The organism is Streptomyces coffeae, from assembly GCF_016741875.1.
Lineage (GTDB): Bacteria > Actinomycetota > Actinomycetes > Streptomycetales > Streptomycetaceae > Streptomyces > Streptomyces coffeae.
On the sequence record NZ_JAERRF010000007.1, the window covers coordinates 42,947 to 55,593 of the forward strand.

11 protein-coding genes and 4 pseudogenes are annotated in these 12,647 nt (G+C 67.0%); 7 read left to right on the forward strand and 8 right to left on the reverse strand.

Features of this window, described 5'->3' with window-relative positions; all coding sequences use genetic code 11:
* Positions 1–96: 96 nt before the first annotated feature.
* A pseudogene (locus JK363_RS13375) lies at positions 97–294 on the reverse strand (transposase family protein); the annotation flags it as partial.
* Positions 295–362: 68 nt separating this feature from the next.
* Here JK363_RS13375 and JK363_RS42325 point away from each other — a divergent pair.
* Positions 363–995, forward strand: a pseudogene (locus JK363_RS42325) (IS701 family transposase); the annotation flags it as partial.
* Here the strand turns inward: JK363_RS42325 and JK363_RS13385 are convergent.
* Positions 992–2,089 (reverse strand): annotated as a pseudogene (locus tag JK363_RS13385) (integrase core domain-containing protein). The pseudogenes JK363_RS42325 and JK363_RS13385 sit on opposite strands and share 4 nt — an antisense overlap.
* 759 nt (positions 2,090–2,848) lie before the next feature.
* Here JK363_RS13385 and JK363_RS13390 point away from each other — a divergent pair.
* Together JK363_RS13390 and JK363_RS13395 are read left to right on the forward strand one after the other, a co-directional pair.
* Complete coding sequence (locus JK363_RS13390; protein WP_201875091.1) at positions 2,849–3,016, forward strand: hypothetical protein; 168 nt, start codon at positions 2,849–2,851, stop codon at positions 3,014–3,016.
* Positions 3,017–3,184, forward strand: a complete 168-nt coding sequence (locus JK363_RS13395; RefSeq protein ID WP_201875092.1) for a hypothetical protein — start codon at positions 3,017–3,019, stop codon at positions 3,182–3,184.
* 244 nt (positions 3,185–3,428) lie between these two features.
* Here JK363_RS13395 and JK363_RS13400 read toward each other — a convergent pair whose 3' ends face one another.
* Together JK363_RS13400 and JK363_RS13405 are read right to left on the reverse strand one after the other, a co-directional pair.
* Positions 3,429–4,754 (reverse strand): MFS transporter, encoded by a 1,326-nt coding sequence (locus tag JK363_RS13400; RefSeq protein ID WP_215910900.1) that lies wholly within the window; start codon positions 4,752–4,754, stop codon positions 3,429–3,431.
* Between the two features lie 30 nt (positions 4,755–4,784).
* Entirely contained in the window at positions 4,785–6,011 is a 1,227-nt protein-coding gene (locus tag JK363_RS13405; RefSeq protein ID WP_201875093.1) for a M20 metallopeptidase family protein, read from the reverse strand.
* A 118-nt stretch (positions 6,012–6,129) separates the two neighbouring features.
* Here JK363_RS13405 and JK363_RS13410 point away from each other — a divergent pair, with 118 nt between their 5' ends.
* The gene (locus JK363_RS13410) at positions 6,130–7,284 is read left to right on the forward strand and encodes an Lrp/AsnC family transcriptional regulator (protein ID WP_201875094.1); all 1,155 of its coding nucleotides are present in this window, start codon (positions 6,130–6,132) and stop codon (positions 7,282–7,284) included.
* A gap of 72 nt (positions 7,285–7,356) precedes the next feature.
* Here JK363_RS13410 and JK363_RS13415 read toward each other — a convergent pair whose 3' ends face one another.
* Together JK363_RS13415 and JK363_RS13420 are read right to left on the reverse strand one after the other, a co-directional pair.
* Positions 7,357–7,644 (reverse strand): Lrp/AsnC family transcriptional regulator, encoded by a 288-nt coding sequence (locus JK363_RS13415; protein WP_201875095.1) that lies wholly within the window; start codon positions 7,642–7,644, stop codon positions 7,357–7,359.
* Complete coding sequence (locus tag JK363_RS13420; protein ID WP_201875096.1) at positions 7,641–7,871, reverse strand: Lrp/AsnC family transcriptional regulator; 231 nt, start codon at positions 7,869–7,871, stop codon at positions 7,641–7,643. Before JK363_RS13420 ends, JK363_RS13415 begins: the two co-directional genes overlap by 4 nt.
* Positions 7,872–8,086: 215 nt before the next feature.
* On the opposite strand from JK363_RS13420, the gene JK363_RS13425 reads away from it, so the two are divergent.
* Both JK363_RS13425 and JK363_RS44630 read left to right on the forward strand, forming a co-directional pair.
* Positions 8,087–8,890, forward strand: a complete 804-nt coding sequence (locus JK363_RS13425; RefSeq protein ID WP_201875097.1) for an NAD(P)-binding domain-containing protein — start codon at positions 8,087–8,089, stop codon at positions 8,888–8,890.
* Between the two features lie 297 nt (positions 8,891–9,187).
* A complete protein-coding gene (locus tag JK363_RS44630; protein WP_201875098.1) occupies positions 9,188–9,430 on the forward strand; it encodes a winged helix-turn-helix domain-containing protein in 243 nt (80 codons plus the stop codon).
* 4 nt (positions 9,431–9,434) lie between these two features.
* On the opposite strand, the gene JK363_RS13435 is transcribed toward JK363_RS44630, so the two are convergent.
* The gene (locus JK363_RS13435; RefSeq protein ID WP_307821713.1) at positions 9,435–11,600 is read right to left on the reverse strand and encodes an NACHT domain-containing protein; all 2,166 of its coding nucleotides are present in this window, start codon (positions 11,598–11,600) and stop codon (positions 9,435–9,437) included.
* A 176-nt stretch (positions 11,601–11,776) separates the two neighbouring features.
* On the opposite strand from JK363_RS13435, the gene JK363_RS13440 reads away from it, so the two are divergent.
* Positions 11,777–12,319: a class I SAM-dependent DNA methyltransferase gene (locus JK363_RS13440; protein WP_201875100.1), complete on the forward strand. Its 543-nt coding sequence runs from the start codon at positions 11,777–11,779 to the stop codon at positions 12,317–12,319.
* Positions 12,320–12,476: 157 nt separating this feature from the next.
* Here JK363_RS13440 and JK363_RS13445 read toward each other — a convergent pair.
* Positions 12,477–12,640: pseudogene (locus JK363_RS13445) on the reverse strand (IS5/IS1182 family transposase); the annotation flags it as partial.
* Positions 12,641–12,647: the final 7 nt, after the last annotated feature.

Consider the following 12,647-nt stretch of genomic DNA (forward strand, 5'->3'; position numbering starts at 1 on the left):
TCCTGATGGGCCCTCGGTATCGGCCGGGGAAGCCGGGTGCGCTTGCTGGCGTCCAACACCATCGAATACGTCGAAGGATTCTTCGGCATCACGTTGACCGGCGCCATTGCAGGTCAGCAAGGTGTGGACGGCTTGGACTGCTGTGCTGATGCGGCGGGTGGAACAGCGGGCTCGCCGCAGGAGCCGCCATGTCTTGAGCTGGGCGAAGGCGCGTTCGCCGGGGGCTCGGAGTCGTGCGTGGTCACGGTTGAACTGCTGGTACTGCTCGGGTTGTTCGCTGTAGTGGTAGTAGGGCTTTGTTAGGTGGCCTTGGTGGTTTCAGACTACGGTGTGATGTCCTGTCGGGTGTGACACCTCAGGAGATGGACGTGGTGCGCCCGCGTCTGGAGGCGTTCGCTGCGGAGATGCTCGGCTCGCTCAAGCGCCGGGACCAGCGGGCCAAGGGCGAGTTGTACGTGCGTGGGCTGATGCTGGACGGCAAGCGCAAGTCGATGCAGCCGATGGCCGAGCGCCTGGGCGTGGACCACCAACAACTGCAACGGTTCGTGTCCTCCTCGACCTGGGACTACACCGAGGTCCGCCGCCGGGTGGCCCGCTGAGCCGCGGCGCATATCGCTCCGGAGGCGTACGCGATCGACGACGTGGGCTTTCCCCAGGACGGGTACGACTCGCCGGGGGTGGCCCGGATGTACTGCGGCGTGCTGGGCAAACGCGGCAACTGCCAGATCGCGGTCAGCATCAACCTGGTCAGCGACACAGCGTCCTCGGCGGTGGACTGGCGGCTGTTCCTTCCCGAGAGCTGGGACGACGCCAAGAACAACGCTGACGGGCTGCTGGCCGGGGCGATCCGGCGGCGTCGGGCGAGAACCGGTATCCCCGAGCAGGTGCGGCACCGGGAGCGGTGGCGCCTGGCCCTGGAGATGCTCGACGAAGTCCGCGAGGAGTGGGAACTGCCCGACCTTGCCCTTGCCGGAAACCTCATCCGTGCAGGTTACGCCGCATGTTGGTATTCGTGGAGGATGCCGCCGAGGCGTTCGTGTCGGCGTATGTCGAGGCGGGCTGACGCGTCGGGATCGTCGATCGGCGGGGGCAAGGGGTGGAGCGGTCTGGCGATTGCGATGCCCTGGTGTGGTCGGTGTCCGTTGTAGAACTGCTCGAACTCGCGCAGGGTGTGGAGGAGATGTCGCTGGTTCCAGATCAATGTCCGGTCCAGGAGCTCGCGGCGGCAGGTCTGTATCCACCTTTCCGTGATCGAGTTCATTCGTGGCATCTGGATGCCGCTGAGGACGACTTCGATCCCCGCGTCCTTGAGGACGGCATCGAAGAGGTCGGGGAACTTCCCGTCCCTGTCCCCGGATCATGAATCGTGCGCGGCAGCCGAGGTCTTCGAGGTCCATGACGAGGTTCTTCGCCGCTTGCGCTACCCAGGATGTGCTCGGATGCGCGGTGGCGCCCAGGACGCGGATCCGGCGACTGCCGTGTTCGATCACCACGAGCACGTGCATCCGCATCCCCGACAGGGTGACTGTTTCCATGAAGTCGCAGGCCAGCAGGGCATCAGCCTGGCTGCGAAGGAAGTTGGCCCAGGTACTGGAGTTCCGCTCGGGTGCTGGCTCGATGCCGGCCTCCTTCAAGATCTCCCAGACGGTGGACGCGCCCACCTTCACCCCCAGCACAAGCAACTCGCCGTGCAGACGCCTGTACCCCCAGCTCGGGTTCTCCTTCGCCAGGCGCAGAACCAGGATGCGAATGGAGCGCACGATGCGCGGGCATCCCGGGCGTAGGGTCGGCAGGACGCGGCATGGCGACCTGCGACGAGGGTGCGGTGCCAACGCAGCACCGTGTCAGGGCGGACGAGCAGCCGTAATCTTCGCAGGACGTGCAGTGGCAGCCGGTGCAGCAGCGCCGCCAGGAACGCCCGATCGCTCGGCGTGAACCGGACCTTGTCCTTGCCGAGTTGGCGTTCCAACACGGTGATCTGGTGGCGCAGGGCGAGGATCTCCGCGTCCTTGTCCCGGTCGGTCATCGGCAGCAGGCGAAGCATCGCGAACGCGTTCGACACACCCAGGTAAGCCAGTCGCAGCAGCACGATCGATCATCATGACGTGCCGACGGCAGCTGCGCGAGAGCGCCGGCTCAGACGACCGCGGCCAGATTTCGGGAAACCCGATGCACCGGCCCCTACCAGGGCGGATGAGGTTTCTGGCAAGGGCAGAGCTATCCAGCGACCGCGTTACCCGAGATCAGACACAGTGAAGCCATTCTGGAGCGTTATACGGTTCCCGGGAAGTCGGCCGGCAGCGGTACTTGGAAAACCCGCCCTACGATTGACCGCCCGGCCTGCTCTCAATCGTTGGCGCGCATCACTAACCACGCGGACAGTGCCAGTACTTGGTGACATCCTGCGCTACCAAGCCCGGGGCCAAGCCTTGCGGAACCACCTGGAAGGCGTGATCACGGCGAGTTCCGAGCCGACTGTTGTGATCGGGCACAGCCTGGGCGGCATCGCGCTGGTGGACCTCTGTGCTCTGACGGCCGCCGACGGAAGGCCGCTGTCATGAGCGTACCTACTGGTCACAGTCGGTTCACAGGCACCGTTTCTACATGAGCTGGGCGCCCTGACCGGACCGCAGTCCGCTGCTGGACTGCCCCTCCACTTTCCTCGGTGGCTCAACATATTCGACCGTACGAACCTTCTCGCATACCGGGCGCAACCGATCTTCCCGGACGACCCCCGTGTCATACATCACGAGGTGAGCAGTCGGCAGCCGTTCCCCCTGAGCCACAGCGCGTACGGGAAGCTCGATGCGGCGTATGACCGGATCGTGGAGGAAGTCGAGAAGCCGCAGTGAGTACTGCCGGGCCCGAAGGGATTGATCCACACCGCGTCTTCGCGCTGGGGGTGGGCATCGAGCCATACGAAATCAGCCACGACTGGGATCTTCCGGGTGCAGCTCGCGATGCGTTGCAGATCACTGAATGGCTCACCGACATCGCCGGTGTACCAGGCAGCTAGATGAACCTGCTGCTCTCACCCCTTGACCGGAGCCGGCAGGATGCGCCGGGGCGTCACTATCTCGCACCGACCCAGGAAAATGTCGAGCGCATCCTCTTCAAGGAACTGCTCGCGTGCCCGGCCTGGACTTGGCACGCCTACAGGCAAGGGGCTCCCGTTGTTCGTTGAAAAGTCCCGTGGGGAGAGGGGCCCCGGCCGCCTCGGGTGGTGGCAGCCGGGGCCGGGTATCGCTCGGGCAACGGTGCTTGAACCGAGCGGAGTTCACGGACTGCGGGCAGGGAATGAATCCCGGTGGGCCGGCATGTGGCTGACGGCACCGACCCCGCGGCGAGTACCGGGGCTATCGGGGCCCCGTGGTTGGGGTGACCGGGGCAGTGATGAGGACGCCGTCCGCCGTTGGTCTGGCTGGGGCCTACTCCAGTGGCTTGGCTCGTGTCTCGGGGCCGGTGAGGACGACCAGGGCGCCGACGAGCAGCAGAGCGATGTTGTAGCCGGTGAAGTAGTTCTGTGCGTGGTGGCTGGCGAGCCAGGTCTGAAGGTAGGGGGTGGTTCCTCCGAAGAGTGCCACGGCGATCGCGTAGGGGACGCCGGTGCCGGTGGTACGCACGTGGGTGGGGAACAGTTCGGCGAAGATCGCGGGCGCGATGGACGCGCACATCGCGGTGAAGAGCAGGGCGATGGTCATGGCCAGGCCGAGCTGCCAGACTTGGCCCGCTCGGGCCAGGAGCAGCAGGGGGTAGGCGAGCACTGCCATACCCAGAGCGAAGATCAGCATGTTGGGTCGGCGTCCGAGCCGGTCGGACAGTGATCCGCACAGCGGCAGCGCCGCAATGAAGATCAAGAGTGCGACCACCTCGGCGAGCAGCACTGCGGTCGAGTCCAGCTTCGTCACGCTGATGGCGTAGGTGGGGGCAGCGGTGGTCCAGGCCTGGTAGGTCACCGTGAAGCCTGCGGTCACGCCGATCACCCGCCCGGCAGCGGCACGGTTCTGCCACATGCCGCGCAGCACGGACAGGCGCTGCGGGGCCGCACCGTGGGAGGTGTGCTCCTTGTTGAAGGCGTGCGTCTCCGTGAGTTTGCGCCGCAGGAACAGGGCGTAGATGCCGAGCAGCCCGCCGATGACGAACGGTACTCGCCAGCCCCATGCCTCCAGGGCTTCCGTGCCGTACAGGGTCGCGAGGCCGGCGCCCAGCAGGGTGGCGATCAGCATGCCGCAGGCCCCGGAGACGTAGATGGCGCTGGTCCACCGGCCGCGGCGCTCGGGTGGGGCTATCTCGGCGAGGTAGGTCTGGGAAGAGGGCAGTTCGCCGCCATGTGCCATGCCCTGTATGAGCCTGGCCAGGAGCAGAATCAGCGAGGCCACGGCGCCGACGCTCGCGTAGGTGGGGGCGAGTCCTATCGCCAGGCTGCCCGCCGACCCCATGCTGATCGAGAGCAGCATGGCCAGGCGCCGGCCCTTACGGTCAGCGAGCCGGCCGAAGACGAAGGCGCCGATCGGCCGCATCGCGAAGCCCACGGCGAAGATGGCCAGCGTGGACAGCAAGGCCGACAGTTCGTTGTCCGGATTGAAGAACTGCTGGGCGAAGAACGGCGCGAAGATGCCGTAGACGTGCCAGTCGTACCACTCGAGCGCGTTGCCGATGCCGGTGCCGATGAGGGCGCGACGTTGTTCTCGGCCGGAGTGTCTGTGGCCCGGCTCGGTGACGGGCACCGGGCAGGTGGAGGGTGCGGGTGACAAGGGGACCTCCTAGGTGAGCGGCGGGGGCGGTCAGCAGGCGAGAGTCGAAGCGAGTCCTCCGGCTGGCTGTGCTGACAGTCGGCGGGTGGCGAGATCGGCGTAGAGAGCGGCGCCGTCGCACAGCACGCCCTCGTCGAACTCCGCATACGGCGAGTGGTTGTTCGCCACGGTCGAGGGGTCTGCACCGGACGGAGCGGCGCCCAGCATGACCAGGCTGCCGGGCACCTCGCCCAGGATGCGGGAGAAGTCCTCGGCGCCGGTGAGGGGGTGGGCGAGCGGCCGGAAGCGGTGCTCGCCGAAGGTCTCGGTGACGGTGGACCGGACGAAGGCGGTCTCGCGCTCGTCGTTGACCGTCACCGGGTAGCGCTTGGTGAACTCGACCTCCGCCCGCAGACCGTGGGCGGCGGCGATCTGGCGTACGAGGGTCACCACCGCGTCCTGCATCCGGTTCTGCGCCCGGGTGGAGAACGTGCGCACGGTGCCCTCCAGTCGCACCGCTTCGGGGATCACGTTGCGGCGGGTGCCGGCGTGGAAGGAACCGATGGTCAGGACGACCGGGTCGAAGGGGTCGCAGGTTCGGGAGACCATGGTCTGGAGCGCGGTGACCATCTCGCATGCCGCGGGCACCGGATCCTTGGCACGGTGCGGCGCCGAGGCGTGTCCGCCGGCCCCGATGACGGTGACATCCACGTCGTTGGTCGCCGCCATGGTCGCACCGCTGCGCGCCATGAAGATGCCGGTGGGAAAGTCGGTGGTGAACACGTGCAGTGCGTAGGCCGCGACCGGCCGGGGTCCCGCCGCCTCCAGGATGCCTTCGGCCAGCATCGCGCCGGCTCCGTCGCACCCCTCCTCGCCCGGCTGGAACATCAGCACCACGTCGCCGGTCAGATCCCGCCGCCGCGCGGCGAGCACATGGGCGGCACCGATCAGCATCGTGGTGTGCAGATCGTGGCCGCAGGCGTGCATGACGCCCGGTGTCGCGGAGGAGAATTCCAGACCGGTGCGCTCCGTCACCGGCAGGGCGTCCATGTCCGCCCGGAGCAGCACGGCGGGTCCTGGCCGCCCTCCGCGCAGCACTGCCGTAACCGAGGACAGCCGGCTGCCCGTGGAGATCTCCAGTGGCAGGCCGTCCAGCGCCCCCAGCACTTTCTCCTGGGTGCGCGGCAGGTTCAGCCCCACCTCGGGATCGGTGTGCAGGCTGCGGCGCAGCCTGACCAGCTCATCGCGCAGCGCAGTCGCATCCTCACAGGTCGCCATGACAGCGGGTGCACCTCCAGAGACTTGGGCATGGTGCCGAACGGCGGATGTCCCTAGGGTGGACAGGCGCGCGACAGCAGCGCCGAATTAGGCAGGAACGTTCACAGGATGCGATCCAATGCAAGATTCGTTCAGCCTCGACGAAGATGATCTGTCGCTGATCAATGTGATGCAGATAGCGCCGCGGGCTACCTGGACCGAAGTGGGAAAGGTTCTCGGCCTCCACTCGGCCACCGTGGCGCGGCGCTGGGAGCGCATGACCGAACAGGGCGTCGTCTGGGTGACCGCCTACCCGAACCTGGCGCTGTGGACCGAACAGTGCTGTCTGGCCTTCATCGAAGTCGACTGCCAACCCACCGCCCGGAAGCAGGTGGTGGACGTGCTCGCCGGCGTGCCGCAGATCGCCTCGGTCTCCCAGGTCGCCAGCGGCCGCGACCTGTTCCTTGTGGCCCTGTTCACCGACCTTCAGGCGCTGTCGCGGTTCGTACTGGACTACGTCAGCCAGCTGCCCGGAGTACGCGGCACCCGTACCCGCACCGCAACCCGCTTCTACAGCGAAGGCAACAAGTGGCGGCTCCAGGCCCTCTCGCCCGACCAGCGCGCCCACCTGGCCCGCCACAACCCGCAGACCTCTGCAGGAAGCCGGTCGTCCCACGAAGGGTTCCGCGATCTTCTGCTTCCTCTGTCTTCCGACGGCCGCCGGACAGCCGCCGAACTTGCCGCCCTCACTTCGACAAGCGTGTCCACCACCCGCCGGCGCCTGGAACGCATGGTCCGAGAGAGCCTGGTGTCCTTCCGCTGCGAAGTGTCCGACATCATCAGCGGCTGGCCCGTGCACGCCTACTTCTGGGCTCGCGTCCCCGCCCACGAACTCGACAGGATCGCTCAGACGCTGCTGACCCTGCCGGAAATCAGGATGTGCGCCGCGATCACCGGAACGGACAACCTGCTCGTCATCGTCTGGCTGCGCTCCCTTGGCGACAGCCAGCGTCTGGAGACCAGACTCGCCGAACGTTTCCCCACGCTGACACTGACCGAACGCGCCATCGTCCTGCGCATGAGCAAACGCATGGGCTGGCTACTCGACGGTCACGGTCGAAGTACCAGCCCGGTACCCGTCAATCCCTGGGCGGACATGATGGACTCCGCCAACGCCGCACGCCGTTCGCTCGACCCCTCCCACGGTGATGTCGACCGGCAGCTGGGCGGGCTGCCGCCTGGCACCACCACGGCCCAGCGGATGAGGCCAGCACGAGCACCTCGTGACGCCTAGCAGCGATCAGAAGGGAGCCCTCCTGCGAAAGCGAGCTCCCGCCCCGGGCGAGTGCTCTGGACCCCTCCCCACTCACGACCGCCCATCTTGTGGTCGAGAGGGCTGTGGCGCGGGAAGCGGGAGAGTCAGGCCGGTCTTGATGGTGTCGAACACCAGCAGGGTTTCGTAACGCCTGATGTTGTCGTCCGAGTTGAACAGGCGGTTGCCGAGGCGGCTGCATTCGCGCATGCTCCGCGCGGCCAGGACGACCACATAGTCCCACGCTCCCGCGACCTGGTAACACTGCTGGACCTGCGGGTCGGAGCGCATCCGTTCGGCGAAGGCGCGGTGGTGCCCGAACGATTCCTGGTTGAGGGTCACCAGGACCGCGGCCAGGACGTGGGGCCGAAGCGGTGCGGGTCGAGGACGGCGACCTGCCTGGTGATGAGGCCGTCCTTGCGGAAGCGGGCGATCCGCCGCTGGACGGCGCTCGGTGAGGGCCCGACTCGTTCGCCGAGTTCGTGCAGGGTACGTTCGGCGTCGCGCTGGAGGAGATCCAGGAGTTGCGCGTCGATCTCGTCCAGGCGGGATGGCTGCGGTTCGGGCATGCAAGATTATTGCGTTTTGGCGCAAAAACTCGCAATCGAGTCGATCGGGTATTCGACTAGCGTCGGCTGGGTCCGGAATACCCAGGGTTCCTGCTTGCAGGCCCCGATACCCAGCTCAGGCGGGACCGACATCGCGGTTCCCGCGACACGGACCCGAGCAGTACCGACTCATCGTCACTGACCCGGACCGGTTTGGGCTAGGACCACCACGCACCATGGAGGTAGACGCAGTGAAGCGCATCGGCATCATCGGAGTGGGCGAGATCGGCCGGGCCATCGTGACGGGCCTGTGCGACGGGGACGACAAGTCTCCGGAGGTGTTCCTCTCCCCTCGGGGAGCGGGCACGGTCGCGGAACTGTCCGAGCGCTTTGAGAGCGTGCGGGTGTGCGCCGACAATCAGGAGGTGGTGGACCATTCCGAGATGGTGATCATCGCCGTGAGCCGTCAGGACCGGCACGAAGCACTCGCCGGCTTGCGGGTGGACGGCGGCAAACTGGTGGTCAATGTGATGGCCGGCGTCGGCATCGACGATCTGCGCCAGACGCTGGCCACCGATGCCCCGGTGGTACGGGCGATCCCCCTGCCCGCCGTACGCGAACGCCGCTCCGTCACGGTGACGTACCCGTCGCACTCGGCGGCGAACTCCCTCTTCGAGCGCTTGGGCGGGGTGCTCCCGGCCGAGGACGAGACGGCCTTCAATGCCTTCTCCGCGCTGACGGGAACGCTGACCACCCACTACGCCTATCTCGCCACCCTCACATCGTGGGCCATCGGCCACGGCATCGCCTCCGACAATGCAGACAGCTACGTTCGCGGCCTCTTCCAGGGCGTCGGCCGCGCCCTGGGCGACCAGACCCGCTCCCTGCATCAGCTCGCGGCCGACCACGAAACCCCGAACGGAAGCAATGAGCGCATCCGCACCACATGGTTCACCCCGGCCAACTCCGAAGCCCTCGACAAGGCCCTCGACGACCTCCTCGACGGCCTTGAGGGACAACGGGACAGCGGTCGGCGGTGACGGCAGCTCCACTTCGTCTCTCGCAAGGCGGCATTGGACGGGGACAGGGGCAATCCGCACCGCCCACCTTGATCCGCTGGACGGGTCCTACCTGCTTCGACGGCCAGCCGCCCTGACAGGGGCCGGCCGTCCACGTTGGGGCACGGCAGCGCTGTCATTTTTCCTCGATCTTCCAGAACCGGTTGATCACCAACTGCCTCCGGAATCCGTCGATAAACGCTGTTCCTAGAAATCAACGACGCCAACTGGGCACTTCCCGAGGCCGGGACGCACCGGGGCGATGCGAGCCTGTCCGCCGTGCTCGGTACAGCAAGAGCTCGACTCCTGCACACCATCGCCGAGACTCCGGGTGCCACCACCGACATCGCCCGCCGCATGAGAATCCTGCCTTCCACCGCCAGCCGACAGATTTCGGCTCTCCGGGAAGCCGGTCTGATCGTCAGCCGAAGGTATGGCAACAAGTCCGCACAGTGTGAACCACACTGGGCGAGGCCGAGCGTGATCGCGGGAATCGGTGCGATGCGCTCGCTGTGTTCTTGACCCCTCACCGTCCGAGCCATTGGAGTAGGCGGTCGTGGCGGAACTGGTATGCCGTGGAGGCGATGCGCATGATGCCTGCGGTACGCGCCCACCGTAGGAAACGGGCAAGGCGCCAGGGAAGATGCCCCCTGGTGCACAGGAGCAGGGCCACGTAGCGTCGTGACACAGCCGAGGTGAATCCGGGGCCGGCGGCGAGGAAGGCCGAGGCACCCACGACGACCGCAAGAGGCAGCGGGACGGACATCCACGACGCGCGCCAGGCCACGATCAACGCGATGACCCCTGTGATCGCTCCCGCGACAACACCCGCCACGACATCGTTGTGCAGCGCACTGTCGGGAGTCGGGAGCCCGGGTTCATCCTGGTCGGGGAGGCCGCCTCCCCTTCTGCGGGCCAGAGCGATTCCCACATGTACTGCCACAGCCAGCGCCAGTGCTCCTCCGGCGAGCCCCGCTACCAGGCCGGCGAACGCGCCGAAGCCCTGGAGCGCTGCCCCCGCAGCGGCACCTCCGGCCAGTCCCACGGCAAGGGCTGCCGACACGGCTGCCTTGAGGTGGATGTCCGAGCGCACGGACACCGCCAGACCGAGACCGAAGACCAGGGCGAATCCCACGCCGTACATCCAGCCGAACCCGGCAGAGAAGACCGCCGCTGCGTTCACTGCCAGCACTGTCCCCAGCCCTGCCGCGCAGGCGACACGGCCGGCGCCGCGAGCGGTGACGAGATTGCCGAGAATGACGCGCCGGGGCTGGGGCCAGTGGCCGAGACTGCTGAGCACAGCGGCCAAGGGTAATAACGACAGCAGCAGAAGAATCCCGGCACCCGGCTGCGGAAAGAAACTCTGCCGGTCCAGGCACACTCCCAGGGAGATGAAGACCGGGACCCACAGGGCCACCGTGAGCGCAGCGGTGACCACCCGCGGCAGACGACTTCCTGCAACGGGCCACAGCTCGTGAAGGGTGATCTCCCTGCCGGACATCAGCCGTCCGCCGAAGACGCGCCCGCCCGTCTCCCGCAGGTAGTCGGCGAGCCGCGACGACCAGCGGTGGACATCACCGTGGTCGTAATGCCGTCCGCCCGGAAGAGCATGCAGCGAGGTGACAGAAGACAGGTAGCGTGAGAGCAGCTCGCGTTCGAACGCCGAGACAGTGGCCGGCCGCGCCAGTTGATCGAGGAACGGCTGGAGGAAGGCCGTGTCCCTGTCGGCTTCGGCGACGGTGGACACCATGGTCAACAGCCAGGGAGTGGTCAGCGTCATGGCCAGTACACCCGACCGCCGCCGATCGATATCGCGCAGCACATCGCGCCATAGCCCGGCGTCGTGTGCTCGGCCTTCCAGGTACTCACGAGCGTGGTGTGGCGGAACGTCATGAAGCTCGACCGGAGCACAGTCCTGCAGCCAGCAGCGCGACGCTCGCATGGCGTCGTACGCGTCCCCGCGGCAGGTGAGCACGAGAGCTTCGCCGCGCTCCGCCTGGTTGAGCGCTGTAAGGGCTGCCCGGGAACGTTGGTTCGTGTCATTCTCATCCACCATCTCGTCCAAACCGTCGAGGACGGGGAGGACCGATCTGTCATGCACGAGCATGGCGGCGAGCGACTGGGGGCATCCCGGCAATCGGGAGAGCTCTTCCACCAGCCAGTCGGCGAAGGGAACAGCCGTGTCCCAGGTGGCCAGCGAGATTTTGAACGGTACGGGATCCTCGGCCTCGCGGTCCTCCAGCAGTCGTACGGCCAGCTCGAGCGCCAGCAGGGTCTTCCCCGATCCCGGGGGCCCTGTGACCACCAGGCGCCGGCTGCCACGCGCGGGGATATGGCGACCCAGTTCTTGCTGCTGCGTGTCTTCGGTGAGGTGATGACCAGGCGGGCGTTGTTGATGGCTGAGAGGGTGTAACGGACGTAGAGCACCTGTTCGTTGAGGTGCACGTCGTGCCAGTGGAGGGCGAGGGCTTCTTCTTTGCGCATGCCGGTGCCGATGAGGAGTTCGCACAGGTCGGCGATGAGTGGGTCGGTGTGGTGGCAGTAGCGCAGGAAGCGGGTTGCTTCCTCGGCTGTCCAGATCCGTCGCTCGGCGGTGGGTGGTCGGGGGAGGACGGCGGGGCGTGCGGGGTTGTGGGTGAGGCGGTGCTGGCGGACGGCGTCGCCCAGGGCGCTGGAGAGGGTGGCCAGGCACCGGTAGACGGTCACTTGGCCGCGGCCTGCGGCGAGCTGGGTGTGAGCGAATCCGGCGATGTGTCCATCGAGGGGAGACGGGCTGACCGTAGCTTCCTCAGGCGGGTTCCGGGAGCGGTCGGAGGCGTTCGCTGCCCGTATCGTCGCGCGCACCCATGCATGTGACACTCTGGCCGCATGAGGTGGAACGGTGACGAGTACCAGTCGCGGTTTGACCGCATCGCCGCCAGAGGAGGGGACATCCACGGTGAAGCCGCGCTGGTTCGCTCCTTCGGGCCCACGACGGTCCTCGATGCGGGTTGCGGCACCGGCCGGGTGGCCATCGAGTTGGTCCGTCACGGGATCGAGGTGGCGGGTGTGGACATCGACGAGTCGATGCTCGCCACTGCCCGGCGGCTGGCCCCGCAGATCCGCTGGTACCAGCAGGATCTGATCAACCTCGACCTGGGGTTGTCCTTCGATGTCGTGGTGCTGGCGGGCAATGTCCCCCTGTTCACCCCGCCGGGAACGGAACCGGCCCTGGTGGCTGGGGCGGCGGCCCACGTGCGTCCGGCGGGCCGTCTCGTCGCGGGTTTCGCCCTGGACCGCGGTTACACGCTGGACGACTACGACGCGCACTGCCGTGCGGTGGGACTCACCATGGAAGCCAGGTACGCGACGTGGTCCCGCGAACCATACACCGACGGGAAGTATGCCGTTTCCGTGCATGGCAAGCCCTGAATGCCCACTACCGGGCCGACGTTCAGCGCTATGCGGGCCGTGAAGGGTGTCAATATTCCGATCAGGCTGCTGAGCTGGGCGTTTTCTGTGGATGGTGAGGCAGCCGGGGTGGCAGGGTGTGGTACTCGTTGAGTAGTCCGCCAAGTATCTCGCGGCGCCGGCATCGATGTTTGCCTGGAAGCGGCTGTCCGACCACAACAGCCAAGCGGGTGTCGGCGTCGATGACGGCCTGGTCGTTGGTGGAGTAGCGGTAGCTTTGGATCGTCCGGCGCCGAGGTGATCGATGATGCGGTCGGCAGCGGACTTCGAGAGGCCGGACAGCGCCAGG

Excerpts from the sequence above, each read along its gene's own strand:
- JK363_RS13440 (WP_201875100.1), top strand. The coding sequence starts at position 11,777 with ATGAGGTGGAACGGTGACGAGTACCAGTCGCGGTTTGACCGCATCGCC.
- JK363_RS13395 (WP_201875092.1), top strand. The coding sequence starts at position 3,017 with ATGAACCTGCTGCTCTCACCCCTTGACCGGAGCCGGCAGGATGCGCCG.
- JK363_RS13410 (WP_201875094.1), top strand. The coding sequence starts at position 6,130 with ATGCAAGATTCGTTCAGCCTCGACGAAGATGATCTGTCGCTGATCAAT.
- JK363_RS13405 (WP_201875093.1), bottom strand. The coding sequence starts at position 6,011 with ATGGCGACCTGTGAGGATGCGACTGCGCTGCGCGATGAGCTGGTCAGG.
- JK363_RS13425 (WP_201875097.1), top strand. The coding sequence starts at position 8,087 with ATGGAGGTAGACGCAGTGAAGCGCATCGGCATCATCGGAGTGGGCGAG.
- JK363_RS13420 (WP_201875096.1), bottom strand. The coding sequence starts at position 7,871 with ATGCCCGAACCGCAGCCATCCCGCCTGGACGAGATCGACGCGCAACTC.